Source organism: Chromobacterium subtsugae (genome assembly GCF_001676875.1).
Classification (GTDB): Bacteria; Pseudomonadota; Gammaproteobacteria; order Burkholderiales; family Chromobacteriaceae; genus Chromobacterium; species Chromobacterium subtsugae.
The window spans coordinates 79,718-97,000 of sequence record NZ_JYKA01000009.1 but is presented as its reverse complement, the minus strand read 5'-3'; the positions used below and the strand labels follow the sequence as shown (position 1 = coordinate 97,000).

Below are 17,283 nucleotides of genomic sequence, written 5' to 3'. Positions count from 1 at the left end.
GTTTGGCATGTGGTATGGCTGATCTACTGAATGTCTTCTTTCTCGATTTGTGTCTATCGAACAGACATCATGGCAGGAGCGTTAGCCCTTCCGGATCTCGGATTGGCTACGTGAATTCTGTCAACCAACTGATGCGAAGGTAAGAGATGGATAGTCCGGTAAAACTTGAAATTCAGGTTGCCGCTCGCGACTTGGCTAGCGGTGTATTGCTGGATATCGGCAATGCGGCGGTATTGCAGGGGCAGCGGGCTACGAGGGCGTTCAATCACATCGGCGATGCGATTGAGTCGGTTTCCGGCAAGCTGCTTGGCTTGCATGGATCGTTCCAGTCACTCGGGGGGAGGATGCTTGGTCTGGCAGAGCAACCTGCGACAGCTTTCACCCGCATGGATAGCGCGCTGGCAAGCTTGATCTTGTCGCTGCTGGATCGCAGCGGCAAGGTTGGAGAGGGCTTGGCGCTGATTCGCGACAAGGCTGTGGCATTGGGACGCGCCCTGCCGGGGGGCGAGGTGGACATGCTGCTGGCCGGCAAAGCTTTGATTGATCAGGGTATGGTTTATCAGGAAGTCGTGGCTGGCGGTTTGGAGGCTAGCGCCAAGCTTGGCGCGGTATTGCGCGAGCCGCCGCAAGAGGCGGCCAAGCTGGTGTCCATTTTGAAGGAGGTTTATGGTTTGTTGATGGATGATTTGCCAAGTGGAGCTAACATTCTTCAACAGGCCAGTTTTGCTTTTAATAAGAAACCTGCTGAATTAGAGCGAATCCTTTCTCTCCCAAACAATGTTAGGGATGGTTTGGGTGTGAATGGCATCAATGATTTGAAGAGCGTTTTGGCATTGGGGAATAGTATTGGAGGGTATGTGGGTGGACGTAGTGATGAATTCATCAATCTATTGGCAGAGGTGGAGGGGCGGAAAGATACTCTATTGCCCAGTAATGGTAATGCAATACGTCGGGCTAATTTAAAATTGGCAAGCTATGGAATTAAATTAAAATTTTTCAATGAGGCAGGTGGTTTTCTTGGGGTTGATAATTTGGCAAAGCAGATTGGTGGGTTAGGCGAAGTGAAGAGGTCGGAGAGAAATGAGGTGCTGCAGGTTCTATTTGGTAGGCAAGGAGCTAAGGCCGCTGAAGCTATAGCAACCGCTGGGGTTGCAGGCTACCAAGCCTCTCTGGACAAGCTTGATAAGCAAGCCTTGCTACAGGACCGCCTCAGTGTCATCCAGAAGGAAACCCTGAATTTGTGGAAGTCGTTGAATGAGTCCATCAGTACGACACTGTCGTTATTGGCCGGCCCCTCCATCAAGGAGTGGGGAGAGCCCTTTGGCCAGGTGCTGCAGGGCAAATCGGAAAAGATGGGAGATTGGGTCAAAGAGCATCCTGCTACCGCGAAATGGGGTTTCGGTTTGCTGGCCGGAGCCGCGGTAGCCGTTTCAGCGCTGGGAGCATTGGGTTTGCTTTTGGCTGCCGTCGTCAGAGGGCTGAGTGTGTTCAAAGGTGCGTTTGACGGCATCTTCAAATTGTTTGGCGGCAAGGGAAAAGGCGTGGCTGGCCAGGTGTTGACAGCTTTACATGTCCAGAAAGTTTTCATTACCAACTGGCCGGCTGGAGGTTTGGGAGGCTCGTCGGGCGTGGAATGGGGAGACGGCAAGCCTAATGGCCGAAATGAGAAACCCAAGCCGCGAATCCGCTTGAAGCCCGGCGCATTACCGACAGGCAGCGCCAGCATGCTCCCAAGGCGCGGCGCTTCCGGCGTGGTCGGGAAGATGGTTTCCGGGGGAGTGGCGTTGGCGGCCGGCGCGGGGAGCATGTTGAAAAGCGGCGGGGGGGCAGCCTTGAGGCTGTTGGGACGGGTGCCGTTGCTTGCTGTCGGCATGGCGGGGGCGGAGGCTTGGGCCATCAGCCGGAATGCCGAATTGACCCAACAACAAAAAGACCAGGCTCACGCTGGTGTCGCTGGCGGATTGATGGGGAGCGTGGCCGGCGGTTTGGCCGGCATGGCGGCGGGGGCGGCGCTTGGGTCCGTTGTGCCGGTCATTGGCACCGCGATAGGCGGCGTTATCGGCGGATTGATCGGTTCCATGGGCGGCGATATGGGTGGCCGTTGGTTGGGCGGCGCCATCCATGATGCGGTTTCCTCTTCTCGCAATCCGCCGGTTGTGGCGCGGCCTACGGTCGGCGGCGGCTTATCCGGCGCCAGCCCGCAGGCCGGCGGAACATCCGGATATCCGGCAGCGGCTTTGACTGCCGCGGGGCATGCGCAGAAAGGGGCTGGCGCGCCGGTGGCGATGGCGTCTGTGTCTTTGCCGCCAGCCAGGCCGCTTGCGGCTGCCGAGCTGGCCAGCAAACCATTGGCCAAATCGCATGCGCTCGTCCCAGAGGTGAAGGTGCATTACGCTCCGGCGCTCACCATTCATGGCGATGTGATTCCTGGGCAGATGGAGACATTCCGCAAGTTGCTGGAGGCCAACGCCCGCTTGGTGGGGGAGATCGTCAGGCAGCAAACCGTTCAACAGCAAAGAGGAGCGCTTTGATGCAATTTGCCTTGTTAGGGGAGATGCAATTTGAGCTGATTACGTATTTCAATGGACTGGATGGCCGTTTTGCCGCTGATTTCGCCGAACATGCCCGCATCGGCGGCAAGCCCCGCTTGCAATGGACCGGCGACCGGTTGGATGAGTGGAGCTTGAAACTGAGGTTCCATGATGGCTATTGCGATCCGGAGGATGAGGTGTTGAAGCTGCGCGCCTTGTTGGCCGAGCATAAGGTTTTGCCTTTCATTTTGGCCAATGGCCAATACAAGGGTGAATTCGTCGTCGCGGAGTTGTCGGTAGTCGCCGAGCATACCGACGCCGATGGCCGGCTGGTTTCCGCCGATGCCGATTTGAAGTTGCGGGAATCTGCGCCGCTTTTGCCCAGGCCTGCCAAGCCATCTGGCCCCGCGGTATGCAAACTCGGCCAACCTGTGCCGGCGGGTGTCGGTCAGCGGGTCAGGTTTGGTGGGGGGACGGCGGCTTTGTCTCCAGACAAGCAGGCGATAGGCGCGGCTATCCGTTCTGCCCGGCAATTGACGGATGCCGCCGGGGCTGCGCATTCGGCATTGGCAGCGGCTCAGGCTTTGGCAAGCAATCCTGTCGGCGCTGTGGCGCAACTGACGCGCGCGCGCCGAGATCTGGAGACGCTGGGGGAATCCAGCGGCGCGATGCAGTTGGCGCTGGGATCGGTGCGTTCGAGGCTGGGAGAGGCTGCGCCTTTGATCCAGGCGGCAACCGTTGCGTCGGAGGAGGCTCGCAATATGCGAGCCGAACTGGATGGTTTGACGCCGGCCAATGTGGCTGGGCGCATGGCGCGCATGCAAGGTTCGATGAGTCGGTTAGATGGGGCATGGGGCCAGACGGCGGCGCCTTTGGCAGGACTTGCCGCGCATTCCCAGCTGCGCAGCGCCAGAATGGGAGGAGCGTGATGCAGCAACTGATCCATACCACCAGCGACGGCGAGCGCTGGGATCAGATCGCCTGGCGCTATTACGGCGATCCTTATGGCTATGTCCGCCTCTTGGAGGCCAATCCGGCGGTGGCCATCCAGACCAGGTTGCCGGCGGGCTTAAGGCTGGCCATTCCGTTGATCGAAGAGGACGATGCGCAGCCAGTGGAGGCGCTACCGCCATGGAAACGTTGACGGGTATGCGGGATCCGGCTCGGCCGGCGTTCAAGATCCAGTGGGCGGGCCGGCAGGTGAGCGAGGAATTGACGCCCTTCATCCTGCGCTTGTCCTACACGGACCATGAGGAAGGCCAGTCGGATTCGATGGATATCACGTTGGAAGATGTCGATGGCCGTTTTCGCTCGGGCTGGTATCCCACGCATGGCGATAGGCTGCGTCTGCAACTCGGCTATCAGGATGGCGAGCAATTGGATGGCGGCGAGTTCGAGATTGACGAAGTAGAGCTGTCCGGTCCGCCGGACATCGTCGTCATCCGCGCGTTGGCCGCCGGGGTGACGCGCCCGCAACGCACGCCGCAAGGGCGCGGTTATGACGATACCACGCTGGCCGCTATCGCCCAAAGCATCGCTGGCAGGCAGAAACTGGCATTGATAGGGAGAATCGAACCCATCCGCATTATCCGCGCCACGCAAATCCATGAGACCGATCTTGCTTTTCTGCGGCGGCTGGCCGGCGAATACGGTTATGCGTTTTCTGTAAAAGGGGGGCGGCTGGTGTTCTGCAAACTGGAAGATCTGCATCGAGGCAAGCCGGTATTGGAACTGCGACGCGGAGATATCAGCCGTTACGGCTGCCGCGACAAGATCAAGGGCGTGGTGAGACAGGCTTCGGTTAGCTACCATGATCCGCGTACCCGACAATGTGTCAGCCACAGCGCGCGGCAGCGTAATGGAACGGCTAGCGGCGATGCCATCAAGCTCAATAGCCGGGTAGAGTCGGCGCAGCAGGCCCGCGTCAAGGCGGAGGCCGCGATGACGCGACAGCGCTTGGAGGCGACCTCGGTCTCATTGACGCTGTATGGCAATCCCAAACTGGTGGCGGGAGTGAACTTCAGCTTGCTGGATATGGGGGCGTTGTCCGGCATCTACCATATTGTGAGCAGCCGGCATGAGATGGACCGCGGCGGAGGCTATCGGACGGAGGTGGAGGCCAGACGGCTTGCGCGCAAAACCGGCAAAGGAGACAAGTAATGGCGGCTGCTACGGGAGGGGCATCGTATAAGACCGGGATAGTATTTGCCGCCAGGCCCGGGTTTGCCCGGGTGAGTTTCCCCGACCTGGACGGATTGGTAAGCGGCTGGCTGCCGCTGACCATGCGCAAGACGCTGCGCGACAAAGAGTGCCTGACGCTGGATGTCGGCGAGCAGGTGGCATGCCTGATGGACGAGACTTTTGATGATGGCTGCATTGTCGGGGCCATTTATTCCGATGTCGATCGGCCCCCTATTGCCAGCCCGGACAAGTTGCATTTGAGCTTCCGGGACGGCGGGAGCCTGGAGTACGACCGCGCCAGCGGCACGCTTGCGATTGTCGCCAGCGGTCCGGTGCGGCTTGTCGCCGGCGGACTTGTGACGATAGCCGCGGCGGAAACCCTGATGACTGGCAATGTCACGGTGCAAGGCCGGTTGACCTATCAGGGCGGCTTGCTGGGTTCTGGCGGCGGCACTGCGGCGCAGATTCTGGGCGGCATCGAAGCCAGCGGCGATATCGTGTCCGGCGGGGTCAGTCTGCGTTCTCATGCCCATATGGAGCAGGGCGATGGCGCGCCAACCAGCCCGCCAACCAGCCCGTCTCGCGGAGCGGACTGAAGCCTTTCCCGCTGATCGCATTTTCCTGTCGGTCATAGCATTCGCGCTATGACCGAACTCATCCCCGATACCCTGTACTGGCAACCCGCTCTCGCCGCTGACGGCGTGGCAAGCGGCTTGGCCGATATCCACCAAACCATTCGCGTGATTCTCAAAACGCGCAAAGGCGCAGTGCCGCACCGTCCTGAATTTGGCAGCTTGCTGCATCGGTATCTGGACTGGCCGCAAAACCGCATCAGTCCATATCTGGTGCGCGAGGCCCGGGCTGCCATTCTCCATCCGGTCGAAGGAGAACCTCGAGCCGAGGTGGTGGACATCGAGGTGGAACTGTTGCCTGGAGAGGCCCGGCTACGCATAGGCTGGCGCGTCAAGGGCGGCGGCAACCTGGAGCAAACCCAAGTGGAGTGGACCCGATGACAGACAATCTTCCCCGTTTTGTCGATGACGATCCGCAGACGATTACCGCCCAATTGCTCGCCCGTTACGAGGCGATGAGCGGCAAGACGCTGTATCCCGGACATATCGACCGCATCATGATCGATCTGATCGCCAGCGTGGCGGCGCAAAAGTCGGCGGAGATCAACGATAGCGCCCGGCTCAACTTACTGGCTTTTTCACGTGGCGCCATTCTGGACCATCTTGGCCAGTTGGTGGCCACGGCCCGGCTGGCTGCGCGCCCTGCGCGTACCACCTTGCGATTTTCTCGAGGCGCATCGCAGCCCGAAGACATGTTGATACCGGCGGGCACCCGGGTGGCAAGCGGCGATGGCCGCATCGCTTTCTTCACCGGGGGCGACGCCAAGATGCAGGCAGGAGTCGACGCGATCGAAGTCGATGCTATCGCAACCGTCTCCGGCGTGGAGGGCAATGGCTGGTTGCCCGGACAGATCAATGCCTTGCAGGACTTTTCGCCTGGGATTGCGTCCGCTGTCAATTCGACAGTCAGCTCCGGCGGCGCGGACGAGGAGGACGACGAGCGCTACCGGCAACGCATTCGCCTGGCGCCGGAGCGATTTTCAGTAGCGGGACCGGTTGGCGCTTATCGCTTTCATGCGTTGCAGGCCAGCCAGGACATCATCGATGTCGCGGTGTCGGGTGGCGGGCGGGATGTTCCGCCCGGCGTGGTGCGGGTGTATCCGCTGTGCAAGCGCGGCTTGCCCTCCGCTGAGGTGCTGGCGGCCGTGCTGGCGCGTTGCAGCCATGATAAAGCTCGGCCGCTGACAGACCAGGTGGAGGTTTTGCCGCCGCGCGAAGTGCCGTACCGGATCGTCGCGCGCGTCACATTGCTGGCATTTGCCGACGCGAAGACGGTGAATGCCGCGCTCCAGTCTGAGGGCCGATTATTGGTGGAAAGGCTGGCCGCCGGGTTGGGCCGCGATATCGTGCCCAGCCAGATCTCCGCCGCGCTGGCGACTGTGCCGGGAGTCTATCGTGTCGATCTGCGGACGCCGTCAGCGCTGCGAGCATTGGCGCCGTATGAGTGGGCGCGTTGTGATGATTTGGATATTCGGATCGAAGGGAGGGCGGATGACTGACTGGACTCTGTCTCCCAGCGGCCTGTTGCCGGATTCGTTGGCTCATGACCGTCGATTGGCGGCATTCGATGCGTTGCTGGCCGCCATCTGGCAGTTGGATACCCGACCAATGCTGTTGTGCCTGGTGGATATCGTCGCGGCCCAGGCCTTGCCTTGGCTGGCCGACCAGTTCAGTCTGATCGGCGATGGCTGGGAGTTGGCCGAGTCGGATGATGCGCGCCGCCGGTTGATCAAAGGCGCCATTGAGCTGCATTGCCGCAAGGGGACGCCATGGGCGTTGCGGGAGTTGATCCGTCGGCTGGGACTGGGCGAGGCGAGCCTGATCGAGGGCTTGTCCATTCGGGCGCGTGATGGCGGCAGCCGCCGCGACGGAGTCTATGTGCATGGCGATCCGACGGCCTGGGCGCAGTACCGCGTCCTGTTGCGGCAACCGATCGCCAACGATCAGGCGACGCAACTGCGCAAGCTGCTGGATGCGTATGCTCCGGCTCGTTGCGAGTTGGCCAGCCTGGAATACCAAGCGGTGGCTTGCCGACGCAATGGGTCGGTGTCTCGCAACCGCCAATTCAACCGAGGGAGCGCGTAATGGCCAATCTGCAGGAAAAGCCGGTCTGGGAGAGCGGCATCTATCAGCTGGAAACTTCCGATCCGGTGCTGGGCGGCCCGGACGGCATCGACAATCTGCAAGGCAAGCAGTTAGCCAACCGCACGGGCTATTTGAAAAGCCAGGTGGATGATCTGCTGTCCGGCACCCTGGCGGTGGCGTGCGCAGCCCGCCTGACCGCGCCGCGTGTCTTGGGGATGACTGGCGACGGGAGTTGGAGCGTCAGCTTCGATGGCAGCCGCAGCGCCAGCGGCGCGTTGACTCTGGCAGATAGCGGCGTGGCCGCCGGCAGCTATGGCATGGTGACGGTGGATGCCAAGGGCCGCGTCACTGGTGGGCGGCAGATGGCGGCGGCGGATTTGCCCGCGTTGGATTGGAGCAAGATCGTTTCTGGCAAGCCCAGCTCTTTGGCGGGTTACGGCATAGCCGACGCTGCGTTCAAAGATGCGGCAGGCCGGGTTTGGGGGGCGGCTTTCCGCGCGGAGAAGGGGGATCCTTCAGATAGCGGCGAAGATGTCGCTTCCGTCGGGTTCGCGTTTGGGGTGGATGGCGATACGGGCTTGTTCGCGGCGAAGAGTGTTGAACCGGGACGTGGCTCTAGCCGGCTGATGCTGAAGATAGACGGTGATGAACAATGCGCGATCAGCAGTGGCGGTGCGATTTATGCCCGGCAATATGGCTGGCTGCACGAACGCTTCGCCGCGAAGGCGGCAACTCTGGCTGGTTACGGGATCGGCGACGCAGCCAGCAAGAACGATCTGCAAACGGCTGTCAGCCTGCTGGCGGATGGCGTGCCTGAGTCCTTGAATACATTGAAAAAATTGGCGGCCGCCTTGGGTGGAGATAGCGATTACGCCAATACCGCGAACCGGAAGCTGGCGGGCAAACTGGATGCCGTCGCGTTTGACGGCGCAATCGGCCCGCGTGGCTATCAAAAGCGTCCTGGCGGCTTGGTGGAACAGTGGTTCAGCGTGGGTTTCTCCAGGAGGGACGAACAGATGCCGTTTACCTTTCCGACCGCCATGGCCGAGGTGCATGGAGTATGGGTTACCGCGCTGGATGCGGAAGGCGAAGTGACGGCGGTATTGAGCGCGCAGCCATCGCAAACTGGCGGGCAGTTGAGGGTTCGCGGCATTTATGGCGGACCGCCGGATGCCGGTGTCGTCTACGTCCGCGCCATCGGCAAACTTTGAAAGGGGCCTGTCATGTATTTTTCTCCATCTCTTTGCGGTTTTTTCGATGCCGGCAGCACCATCATGCCGGAGGATGCGGTTGAAATCGATGATGAAACTTACCAGACGCTGTTGTCGGCTCAAGCTGAAGGCGCCGTGATAAGCACAGGGGATGATGGCTTGCCGCTGGCTCAGCCCCGTTCTGCCATGACGCTAGATGAGGCAGCGGAGCAAGCGCGTCGGCAGCGCGATCTGCTGCTGAAGGACGCGTTGGCGGTATTGGAGCGTCATGCTGGCCAGACCTGCTTTGGCATTGCGCCGTCGTTGTCGGAGGAGCAGGCGAGGGGGTGGGCGCTGTATGCGCAAGCCTTGCGGGATGTGCCGCAGCAGCCGGGCTTTCCTGCGCAGATGCAGTGGCCGGCCAGTCCTTAGGCTATCAAGGGCAGGTGGGGAAGCAGGCTGAGCAAGCGGGGAATGAAAAAAAACCGCCATGGCAACAGGGGGGCTGCAACACCATGGCGATCAAAAGCGGCGCGTCAGTAGCTCAGCGTGCTGACGGACGGGGTGGCGCTGGAGTTGAGGTTGCAGCTGCTTTGCTGCATGACGTTGGGGCTCCAGGCCAGGCTGGCCGGCTGGGTGATCTGCTTTTTGTTGACGTCGAACAGCTGGATGTTGCTGAAACTGATGGCGCCGTCCTGCGGGTAGTCGCCGCAGCTGGCCACCCCGTATACCTCCAGCACGCCGCCAAAGGCCCAGTTGAAGGTTTGGCCGTAGTTGCTGGTGCGGTTAAGCGCGCTGGACACGTTCAGCGTGACGTCTTTGGTGTTGATGTTCCAGGTGCTGCAGGTGGCGGCGCCGGCGGCGCAGTTGTTTTGCACGGTGCCGACGATCTGGTCGCCGCTGTTCACCGTTTGCGGCGTGCTGTAGTTCACCGCGCCGTCCCGGCAGCAGTTCCAGCTGGCGATGGTCCAAGCGCTGTCGCCAAAGGCATTCCAGCCCAGCACCGGCTGCAGGATGCTTTGCACATTGTTGCTGTCTTGCAGGCCGGGGAAGAAGTACACCACCTGGCCGTCATTGCTGGCCGGCGCGGCGGGCACCGCCCAGCTGGCGTTGATGCCGCTGTAGGCGGACGAGGTGACCAGGTCGGTGTCTTCCACCCAGCCGTTTACCGCGTCCTGCGTGGAGGCGGCGCCCGGGCGGGGCGCGCTGTCTGCCGTCACCGCTTCGCCGCGCGCGTTGTAGCGCGGATGGCGGCAGCTGGCGCCGGGGCGGACGCCGCCGTTTTCAGCCTGGACGCGGCCGTCGGCCAGCAGTTTTTCGCCGGGTTTGATCTCTTGCACGCAGGAAGGGTGGAAATAGCCGAAGGGCGTCACCACGTAGTTGGCCGGGACGCTGGCCGGGCGGTGGGCGCTGGCGGCGGTGAGGCCGGCGGCTTCGGTCTGCGACGCCGACGCGCCTAGCGCCGCCAGCAGGGCGACGCCGCGCAGAAATTGCCTGATCCATGCCTTGGTCAGGATTGCCATGCTTGCTCCTTGTGATAAAGGTGAAGACGGGGTGTTTCCTGAAGCGCTGATGCGAACGGTGTGCGTGCCGGCCGGACTTTGCCATGCTTCTGATGATCGTAGTTGCTGGGCTGCAGATTCGGCCTGTCCCAATTGGCAGTCAGCGGGAACTTGGCAAAATCAATAGCTTATGCGGCTGCCTGGTGGGGCGCGATGGCGATGCATGGGCGCTGGCCCAACAGTCAGGCCCGGAGCGCCGTGTGTTTGCCGAATCCGCTTTGCGGGTAGGTGTTCGTACTAGCTTGAATCGATGAACGCATGCGCTCACAGTGGCGGACATGCTGGTGTGATTTAGCTGGCTGCAATAGGCTCCGCCTGTCAAACCCGCCATCTTCCCTGTTAGGTATCCGGGATGGATTTCCGACCTTCCCGCAAGCGATGGCCGGCTGTTTTCGACGGATTCGCGCTGTCATGTCTCATCCTCAATCCTCCAGGAGCATGCCATGTCGTCCAATACCATCCATATCACCGCAAGCGACAACGAGCTGTATGTGCTGGCTTACCAATGGGGCGCCAGCTACCAGTTGGCGCATATCCAAAGCGGCAACGGCAATGCCGTCAATGTCACGGTGAATATCAATCAGGGGGCTTACACCGAGCCGGCGGTGCAAAACGGCGTGAACGGGCCGTTGAACAGCACCTATTCGGTCAACCTGCCCAGCGGCGACTACGAGCTGGTGGCGGTGGGGGTCAACTGGGGCGGGCCGTGGAGCTTCGCGCTCAATGTGAACGGCGGCGCGCAAAAGGCCGGCAGCGGCGCTGCGGGCAATGGCGTGGTGTGGTTCACCGAGGGCGCGGGCTCGCCGGGCACCGGCATTCCCATCACCGTGCAGCCGGGTGGGCCGCAGATTGAAACCGTCAACGTCAGCACCCATCCGGCCATCCCCGCGGGGATGAAGGTGGCCTTCATGGCCGGGCCCAATTCGCCCACGCCTGACGGCGAGAGCTCGACTTGCAACGTGATCCGCTACAACGGGCTGACCTACTGGGCGTATTCGTACATCGACAACCGGGTTTCGCTGGGGCTGGTGGCCTACGATGCGTCGGGCAAGCAGGTGGCGCAGCAGGAGCTGCAGGGCACGCGCTATTTGTGGAAGATCACTTCCGACCCGGCGGCGCAAACCGTCACTTTCTACGGCCAGAGCAATCAGTCGGTGACCCGCGCCTGGAATCAGCTGCCGACGCATTAAACCGGCTGGTTTCGCCGGCCTGAATGCCGTCCGCCCGCGCAGGGCGGGCGGCATTTTCATTTATCTGGCCGGGCTCGTTCAGCCGGGGTCTTGCCGGCAGGCTTTGCCGGTGCCGGCGAAGCCGCCGTACAGCTTCATCTGGTCCGGCGTTTTGCGGGAGATGAAGAAGCTGTCCGGCAGGGCCTGGCCGGCATTGGCCTTGGGCCAGGTCAGCAAGCCTTTTTCATCCATGATGCCCTGGTAGCTTTGGCCGTTGCGGGTCAGCTCCACGGTTTGGCTTTGCCGGTCGTAGCGGAATGTCACCTGGTCTGCGCAGTGGTAGCTGGCCTTGATTTTTTGCTGCTGCTGGCAGCCGCAAAGCGCGGCCAGCAGCATGGCGGCCGCCAGGCGGACGGGGGTGGGCATCGGCATGGTCCTTTGGTGTCAAACGATTCGGCCGCCACTATACCACGCGGCAGGAGCCGCCGCGTTTGGGCGGGCGGGGCGGGAGATGGATTGGAGTGTTTGCTCCATATGCCGTCAGGTTTTTATGGCGGCGGCAAGCGCATTGCGCGCAATTTGTTGTAATTGATGATTTTTACAATCCATTTACTGGAGTTGGCGGTGGTTTGCTCATTATCTTGTCGGTTCAGTACGGACAGTCAGCGCGCGGAATCATAAAAAAAGCTGATTGCCGGCCTTCGTTTACAGAGGAGAACCCGATGGATGATTTGGTCAACGCCGTCAACGGCGTGGTTTGGAGCCCGGCGCTGATTTACCTGTGCCTGGGCGTGGGCTTGTACTTTTCGGTGCGCACCCGCTTTTTACAGATGCGGCATTTTCGCGAGATGCTGCGGCTGATGTTCAATCGCCAAAGCAGCAGTTCGGGCGTGTCGTCGTTTCAGGCGCTGGCCATGACGCTGGCGGGGCGGGTGGGCACCGGCAATATCGCCGGGGTGGCCACCGCCATCACTTTCGGCGGGCCGGGGGCCATGTTCTGGATGTGGATGGTGGCGTTCCTGGGGGCCAGCTCCGCCTTTGTCGAATCCACGCTGGGCCAGGTGTACAAGGAAAAGATAGACGGCCAGTACCGCGGCGGGCCGGCGTTCTACATTGAAAAAGGCCTGGGGCAGAAGTGGTATGCCTGGCTGTTCGCCATCACCACGGTTGTGGCCACCGGCTTGCTGTTGCCGGGCATTCAGTCCAATTCCATCGCCAACTCCATGCAGTCGGCCTTCGGCATCGCGCCTTCGGTGTCGGCGGCGGTGCTGGCCATCATGCTGGGCTTCATCATTTTTGGCGGCGTCAAGCGGATCGCGGTGTTCGCCGGGGCGGTGGTGCCTTTCATGGCGCTGGGTTACATCATTGTCGCCTGCGTGGTGATCGCGCTGAATATCGAACAACTGCCGGGCGTGGTGGCGCTGATCTTCAAGAGCGCTTTCGGCCTGGAGGCCGGCATGGGGGCGATTCTGGGCTTCGCCATCCAGTGGGGCGTGAAGCGCGGCATTTATTCCAATGAGGCCGGCCAGGGCACCGGCCCGCACGCGGCCAGCGCGGCGGTGGTCAGCCATCCGGCCAAACAGGGCCTGGTGCAGGCGTTTTCGGTGTACATCGACACGCTGTTCGTCTGTTCCGCCACCGCTTTCATGCTGCTGATCACCGGGCAATACAATGTGCAGGGCCCGGACGGCCAGGCGCTGTACACCGGCATCGCCGGGGTGGCTGCCGGCCCCGGCTATGTGCAGACGGCGATGGAAAGCATCCTTCCGGGCTTCGGTTCGGTGTTTGTGGCGCTGGCGCTGTTCTTCTTCGCCTTCACCACCATCATCGCTTACTACTACATCGCGGAAACCAATGTCGCCTACATCAACCGCAAGGCGCAGCGGCCGTGGCTGGTGTTCGCGCTGAAAATCGGCCTGATGGCGGCGACGGTGTACGGCGCGGTGAAGACGGCGGACATGGCCTGGGGGCTGGGCGATATCGGCGTGGGGCTGATGGCTTGGCTGAACATCGTCGCCATCATCTTGTTGCGCAAGCCGGCTCTGGCCTGCCTGAAAGACTACGAAGCGCAGCAGGCGCAAGGGCTGGACCCGGTGTTCCACCCGGAAAGGCTGGGCATCGCCAATGCCGGCTATTGGAGCGGCGGCCGAGCCGAGCTCAACCAGGCGGCGGAGCGGCCCGGCGAGCAGCCTGCCGGCGAAGCCGCTCCGGTCAAGGCAAGCTGACGCGGCTTGCCGGCATCAAAACCAAACGCCCGGCTTTGTCCGGGCGTTTGGTTTGCCTGGGCTGCGGGCGAGGCAGATTGATGTATTTGTCATTCCATTTCGTCAGAAAGCGCGGGCTTTGATAGCATTACTAATACTATCAATTCATGAACTTCCTCAATAAATATGCATCTGTAATCTTGTCGGGGCGTTTGCCCTGGCGTGACCGTGTTTTCTTGATAACTACACAGGAGATGCAAAATGATCGAAAACATCCAAACCCAGGATATCGAACTGGATGCCTGGTTCCAGGAAGAAACTTTCGCCGAAGCGGTTGAAATGATGCAGGACAAGGCGGTTGTGCCGTTCGGCACGGCGCTGTGGCCGGTCTGAAGCCGGGGCATTCATCCGCATTTTGCAGAACGGGGCCGGGCGGCCCCGTTTTTGGGGAGGGGTTCATGCGCGCTAGCGATGATGATATGCGAAGCATACAGAATATGTATGCCTGCCTGGCCTTGCATCCCGCGGTCAGGGACAAGGCCGCGGCTGGCGAACCGGTGCGCCTGCTGCTGGGTTTCGATGGGTTTCACCAGGGCATAGCCAGCGCCATCGCGGCCGGCGCCGCCGCCGAGTTTCCCGGCGACGCGCAGCTGCTGCCGCTGGAAACAGCCCAGCCCGACGACATCGCCGACGCGATAGCGCGCTGCGATGCGTTCATCTTTCTGTACCGCTCATCCACGCTGCAGGCGGTTGGCCACCTGGGGCCGGCGTTTCTGCAGCCGATCAAGAAGACCATGCAGGACAACTGGAAAAAATCCATCCTGTTCAAGGACTACGGTCCGCACTTTCATGAGGCGTTCGCCGAGCCGCGCGCCAGCATCGCCGCGCGCAACCACCGCTTGATGGCGCTGGCCAAGGAGTCGCGGCAGGTGGTGTTTGAACAAGCGGACGGCGGCCGGCTAACTGGCTCCATCGGCCCGGAGCAGGCCTGGACTTCGATAGACGGCGACGGCAATGTCGACCTGACGCCCGGCGAGATCGCCACCACCATCCGCGATCTGGACGGCGAAGTGCGTTTCAGCGGCGCCTTTCTCAGCACCATCCCCTTTGCCGTCAAATACGGCGTGGTGCGGGATTTCGTTTCCATCCGCATACGCGCCAGCCAGGTAGTGGATTTCTCTTGCGACGACGCGCGCTTCGCCGCCGATTTCGACAAATACCTGGCGGCCAATGCCGGCAACCGCACGGTGGAGGAGTTCGGCATCGGCACCAATTGCGGGGTGAAGGGCCTGTACGGCTTGAACGCCGGCTTCGAGGAGCGCCATCCCGGCCTGCACCTGGGGCTGGGCGGCGGCGTGCTGGGCAGCCACCACCTGGATCTGATCTTTGCCAACGGCCGGCTGAGTTTTGACGGCACGTCGTTTTTCGACGACGGCTTTCTGATCTAACCGCGGGCGCTGGCGGGGCATCCGCTTTCAGGCCGCCGCGGGCGGCCTTTCTTGCGGACGGGCCGGCCAGCTATGCGCCGGCCGTGGCCAGCATGCCGGTCAGGCGCTGCAGTTTCTGTTCCAGGGGCAGGTGCAACGCAGCCCAGTGCTGGTCCAGCGCGTCGATCTGGCCGGCGATTTCACTGGCATGGGTGTGCCGTTCACTTGTCAGCGGCTGGCCGCCGGGAGTGAGCAGCGCGTGGATGGAAAACAGGGTCTTGCGCATCGGCAAGGCATTGATCAGCGCGGCCCGGCTTATCAAGTAGAAGCCGACTTCGGTTTGCGCCAGCTCCGGCAGCGGATATTGCGTCGCCACCGGCGTGGTATGCGGCCAGCCAAGCTGGCGGCAGTGGTCGGGCCGCAGCGACATCGGGCTTTTGGCCAGATTGCCGGCGTGGAGCCGCGCGCCGTTGGCATGGTAGGCATGGCAAACCAGTTGCGAACAGAACATCTCGCCTTGTTCCTTTGCGCCGCCGCTGATCTTCCCCGTGGCCGGATGCAAGGGCAGAAACTTCAGGAATTCCTTCACGCTGGCGTAATCCCCGCCCCATAAGTCCAGCGCGGTTTGGGCGATGCCTCGGCCCAGGGCGGCGGCGTCCTGTTTCAGTCGGACTACCCGGAAATATTCATAGCCGTCGGCCTGCGGGCGATAGTTGACGCGTAGTTTTGGCGGCGCGGCGTCAGGCGAGAGCGCGGCGGGCGCATCGTGGAAGAAGTCGTCTGCTTTCAGGCTAAGGGCGCGCAGGGCGATGCCATCGCGCACCGCTTCCACCAGCAGGCCGTGGCCCAGGTATACGCTGGCATGGGTGCAAAACTCCCTGCGGGCGCGCAGCAGGTCGCGGGTCGGGTGCAGCACGCGTTGCGCGAAAATCAATTTGCGGTCGGACGAGACGCTGCGCGAAAGAATGATGTCGCCCGGCTGCATGGCAAGCAGGTCGACTACGGGCGGGGCGTTGCGGGCAGGCATGGTGGCATCTCCATTGCATATGGTTCGGCAACTTTGGATGTTAATGCATTTTGGATGCGATGCGGTTTTTTGCCGCGCCTGGCCTGCCGCGGGATGGACGGCTTACGCGCGGGCTATGCCGGCCTGCTCCCGCCGCGATAGCCGGCTGGCGTCTATCACGTGCGCCGTCCGCGCGCGCAGCTGGCCGCAGCCGCCGTCAATGTCCTGGCCGGCGGAGTCGCGCACCTTGGTCAGCACGCCCTGGCCGTGCAGATAGCGCTTCATTTCTTCTATGCGTTCGGCGGCGGGGCGCTGAAAGCTGTCGGCCTCCAGGCTGTTGTAGGGAATCAGGTTGAGCACGCCGAATTTGCCCTTGAGCAGGCGCGCGATGGCGTCCATCTCTTGCTGGCTGTCGTTGATGCCGGCCAGCAGCGTCCACTGGTACTGAATGGGGTAGCCGGTGAGGCGGGCGTAGGTTTCGCCCTGCGCCACCAGCTCGGCCGGGTCTATCCGCGGCGCGCGCGGCAATAGCTGCTGGCGCAGGTCGGCGCGGGTGGTGTGCAGCGACAACGCCAGCGCCGGCTTGACGCGCTGCTGGGGCAGCCGTTCGAACACGCGCGGGTCCCCCACCGTGGAAAACACCAGGTTCTTGTGGCCGATACCGCCATCGGTGCCCAGCCAGTCTATCGCTTCCAGCACATTGTCCAGGTTGTGCGCCGGCTCGCCCATGCCCATGAACACCACTTTCTTCACCGGGCGGATGCGGCGCGCCAGCGCCACCTGCGCGGCGATTTCGGCGCTGCCCAGCTGGCGCAGCAGGCCGGACTTGCCGGTCATGCAGAAGGTGCAGCCCACCGCGCAACCCACTTGGCTGGATACGCACAAGCCGTCCCGTGGTAGCAGCACGCTTTCCACCATCTGGCCATCGGCCAGCGCCACCAATAGCCGCAAGGAGCCGTCGGCGGCGGGGTGTCGCGAGTGGACGCGCGCCAGCGCTTCCAGCCGCGCGGCGATGGGCGGCAGGCCGTTGCGCACCGACAGCGGGAAGTAGTCTTCGCTCTTTTGCCGGCTGGTGCCGGCATCCAGCGGCAGGCCTTGCAGCCAGGCGCGATGGATACGGCCGATGTGGCAGGGGCGGGCGCCGATGTCGGCTAGGGCTTGGTGCAGTTCCTGGATGCGCATGTCTGGTTTCTTGCCGCAGGCGCGGCTCTTGGCCGCGGGTTTGGATTCACGGCGCGTAGGGTAGCGCAAGATGGGCGCGGGCGGGCGGGTTTTGTGGCGGGGAGGGCGCTGGGG

General features: G+C 62.3%; 18 protein-coding genes. 14 read left to right on the top strand and 4 right to left on the bottom strand.

Annotated elements, in window-relative coordinates; all coding sequences use genetic code 11:
- The first annotated feature begins 146 nt into the window (after positions 1-146).
- From MY55_RS13145 to MY55_RS13100, 10 genes are read left to right on the top strand one after another with little or no spacing between them, the layout of a single operon-like run.
- A complete protein-coding gene (locus MY55_RS13145) occupies positions 147-2,531 on the top strand; it encodes a phage tail tape measure protein (protein ID WP_065202486.1) in 2,385 nt (794 codons plus the stop codon).
- Positions 2,531-3,460, top strand: coding sequence for a phage tail protein (locus tag MY55_RS13140; RefSeq protein WP_052258260.1), 930 nt, complete (start codon positions 2,531-2,533; stop codon positions 3,458-3,460). Before MY55_RS13145 ends, MY55_RS13140 begins: the two co-directional genes overlap by 1 nt.
- Positions 3,460-3,675, top strand: coding sequence for a tail protein X (locus MY55_RS13135; RefSeq protein ID WP_043579121.1), 216 nt, complete (start codon positions 3,460-3,462; stop codon positions 3,673-3,675). The genes MY55_RS13140 and MY55_RS13135 overlap by 1 nt, the downstream gene beginning before the upstream one ends.
- Complete coding sequence (locus MY55_RS13130; protein WP_043579122.1) at positions 3,663-4,691, top strand: phage late control D family protein; 1,029 nt, start codon at positions 3,663-3,665, stop codon at positions 4,689-4,691. The genes MY55_RS13135 and MY55_RS13130 overlap by 13 nt, the downstream gene beginning before the upstream one ends.
- Positions 4,691-5,308, top strand: a complete 618-nt coding sequence (locus MY55_RS13125) for a phage baseplate assembly protein V (protein WP_052258262.1) — start codon at positions 4,691-4,693, stop codon at positions 5,306-5,308. The genes MY55_RS13130 and MY55_RS13125 overlap by 1 nt, the downstream gene beginning before the upstream one ends.
- Before the next feature lie 48 nt (positions 5,309-5,356).
- Positions 5,357-5,725 carry a GPW/gp25 family protein gene (locus MY55_RS13120; protein ID WP_065202485.1) on the top strand — a complete coding sequence of 123 codons (369 nt, stop codon included), beginning with the start codon at positions 5,357-5,359 and terminating at the stop codon, positions 5,723-5,725.
- Positions 5,722-6,843 carry a baseplate assembly protein gene (locus MY55_RS13115; protein ID WP_043579124.1) on the top strand — a complete coding sequence of 374 codons (1,122 nt, stop codon included), beginning with the start codon at positions 5,722-5,724 and terminating at the stop codon, positions 6,841-6,843. Before MY55_RS13120 ends, MY55_RS13115 begins: the two co-directional genes overlap by 4 nt.
- Positions 6,836-7,429, top strand: a complete 594-nt coding sequence (locus MY55_RS13110) for a phage tail protein I (RefSeq protein ID WP_065202484.1) — start codon at positions 6,836-6,838, stop codon at positions 7,427-7,429. The genes MY55_RS13115 and MY55_RS13110 overlap by 8 nt, the downstream gene beginning before the upstream one ends.
- Positions 7,429-8,640 carry a hypothetical protein gene (locus tag MY55_RS23070; protein WP_043579126.1) on the top strand — a complete coding sequence of 404 codons (1,212 nt, stop codon included), beginning with the start codon at positions 7,429-7,431 and terminating at the stop codon, positions 8,638-8,640. The genes MY55_RS13110 and MY55_RS23070 overlap by 1 nt, the downstream gene beginning before the upstream one ends.
- Positions 8,641-8,652: 12 nt before the next feature.
- Positions 8,653-9,051, top strand: a complete 399-nt coding sequence (locus tag MY55_RS13100; protein ID WP_043579127.1) for a phage tail assembly chaperone — start codon at positions 8,653-8,655, stop codon at positions 9,049-9,051.
- 104 nt (positions 9,052-9,155) lie between these two features.
- On the opposite strand, the gene MY55_RS13095 is transcribed toward MY55_RS13100, so the two are convergent.
- Entirely contained in the window at positions 9,156-10,142 is a 987-nt protein-coding gene (locus tag MY55_RS13095) for a hypothetical protein (protein WP_052258266.1), read from the bottom strand.
- A 482-nt stretch (positions 10,143-10,624) separates the two neighbouring features.
- Between MY55_RS13095 and MY55_RS13090 the strand changes: the two genes are divergently transcribed.
- The gene (locus MY55_RS13090) at positions 10,625-11,371 is read left to right on the top strand and encodes a hypothetical protein (protein ID WP_052258268.1); all 747 of its coding nucleotides are present in this window, start codon (positions 10,625-10,627) and stop codon (positions 11,369-11,371) included.
- A 78-nt stretch (positions 11,372-11,449) separates the two neighbouring features.
- On the opposite strand, the gene MY55_RS13085 is transcribed toward MY55_RS13090, so the two are convergent.
- Positions 11,450-11,776: a hypothetical protein gene (locus tag MY55_RS13085; protein ID WP_047237366.1), complete on the bottom strand. Its 327-nt coding sequence runs from the start codon at positions 11,774-11,776 to the stop codon at positions 11,450-11,452.
- Positions 11,777-12,072: 296 nt separating this feature from the next.
- Here MY55_RS13085 and MY55_RS13080 point away from each other — a divergent pair, with 296 nt between their 5' ends.
- The 3 genes from MY55_RS13080 (at position 12,073) to MY55_RS13075 (ending at position 15,002) form a co-directional block, all read left to right on the top strand.
- Positions 12,073-13,575 (top strand): alanine/glycine:cation symporter family protein, encoded by a 1,503-nt coding sequence (locus tag MY55_RS13080; protein WP_043579128.1) that lies wholly within the window; start codon positions 12,073-12,075, stop codon positions 13,573-13,575.
- A 240-nt stretch (positions 13,576-13,815) separates the two neighbouring features.
- The gene (locus MY55_RS24455; RefSeq protein ID WP_043579129.1) at positions 13,816-13,947 is read left to right on the top strand and encodes a hypothetical protein; all 132 of its coding nucleotides are present in this window, start codon (positions 13,816-13,818) and stop codon (positions 13,945-13,947) included.
- 86 nt (positions 13,948-14,033) lie between these two features.
- Positions 14,034-15,002, top strand: a complete 969-nt coding sequence (locus MY55_RS13075) for a CgnE/CgnB domain-containing protein (protein WP_208856042.1) — start codon at positions 14,034-14,036, stop codon at positions 15,000-15,002.
- A 70-nt stretch (positions 15,003-15,072) separates the two neighbouring features.
- Here MY55_RS13075 and MY55_RS13070 read toward each other — a convergent pair whose 3' ends face one another.
- The gene (locus MY55_RS13070; RefSeq protein ID WP_043579131.1) at positions 15,073-16,008 is read right to left on the bottom strand and encodes a hypothetical protein; all 936 of its coding nucleotides are present in this window, start codon (positions 16,006-16,008) and stop codon (positions 15,073-15,075) included.
- Between the two features lie 102 nt (positions 16,009-16,110).
- Positions 16,111-17,169 carry an RNA methyltransferase gene (locus MY55_RS13065; protein WP_047237360.1) on the bottom strand — a complete coding sequence of 353 codons (1,059 nt, stop codon included), beginning with the start codon at positions 17,167-17,169 and terminating at the stop codon, positions 16,111-16,113.
- Positions 17,170-17,283: the final 114 nt, after the last annotated feature.

Bases quoted from the DNA above. Each gene is read 5' to 3' on its own strand.
- MY55_RS13140 (WP_052258260.1), top strand. From the start codon at position 2,531: ATGCAATTTGCCTTGTTAGGGGAGATGCAATTTGAGCTGATTACGTAT.
- MY55_RS13095 (WP_052258266.1), bottom strand. From the start codon at position 10,142: ATGGCAATCCTGACCAAGGCATGGATCAGGCAATTTCTGCGCGGCGTC.
- MY55_RS13145 (WP_065202486.1), top strand. From the start codon at position 147: ATGGATAGTCCGGTAAAACTTGAAATTCAGGTTGCCGCTCGCGACTTG.
- MY55_RS24455 (WP_043579129.1), top strand. From the start codon at position 13,816: ATGATCGAAAACATCCAAACCCAGGATATCGAACTGGATGCCTGGTTC.
- MY55_RS13065 (WP_047237360.1), bottom strand. From the start codon at position 17,169: ATGCGCATCCAGGAACTGCACCAAGCCCTAGCCGACATCGGCGCCCGC.
- MY55_RS13110 (WP_065202484.1), top strand. From the start codon at position 6,836: ATGACTGACTGGACTCTGTCTCCCAGCGGCCTGTTGCCGGATTCGTTG.
- MY55_RS13085 (WP_047237366.1), bottom strand. From the start codon at position 11,776: ATGCCCACCCCCGTCCGCCTGGCGGCCGCCATGCTGCTGGCCGCGCTT.
- MY55_RS13115 (WP_043579124.1), top strand. From the start codon at position 5,722: ATGACAGACAATCTTCCCCGTTTTGTCGATGACGATCCGCAGACGATT.
- MY55_RS13100 (WP_043579127.1), top strand. From the start codon at position 8,653: ATGTATTTTTCTCCATCTCTTTGCGGTTTTTTCGATGCCGGCAGCACC.
- MY55_RS13080 (WP_043579128.1), top strand. From the start codon at position 12,073: ATGGATGATTTGGTCAACGCCGTCAACGGCGTGGTTTGGAGCCCGGCG.
- MY55_RS13075 (WP_208856042.1), top strand. From the start codon at position 14,034: ATGCGAAGCATACAGAATATGTATGCCTGCCTGGCCTTGCATCCCGCG.
- MY55_RS13130 (WP_043579122.1), top strand. From the start codon at position 3,663: ATGGAAACGTTGACGGGTATGCGGGATCCGGCTCGGCCGGCGTTCAAG.
- MY55_RS23070 (WP_043579126.1), top strand. From the start codon at position 7,429: ATGGCCAATCTGCAGGAAAAGCCGGTCTGGGAGAGCGGCATCTATCAG.
- MY55_RS13135 (WP_043579121.1), top strand. From the start codon at position 3,460: ATGCAGCAACTGATCCATACCACCAGCGACGGCGAGCGCTGGGATCAG.
- MY55_RS13125 (WP_052258262.1), top strand. From the start codon at position 4,691: ATGGCGGCTGCTACGGGAGGGGCATCGTATAAGACCGGGATAGTATTT.
- MY55_RS13090 (WP_052258268.1), top strand. From the start codon at position 10,625: ATGTCGTCCAATACCATCCATATCACCGCAAGCGACAACGAGCTGTAT.
- MY55_RS13120 (WP_065202485.1), top strand. From the start codon at position 5,357: ATGACCGAACTCATCCCCGATACCCTGTACTGGCAACCCGCTCTCGCC.
- MY55_RS13070 (WP_043579131.1), bottom strand. From the start codon at position 16,008: ATGCCTGCCCGCAACGCCCCGCCCGTAGTCGACCTGCTTGCCATGCAG.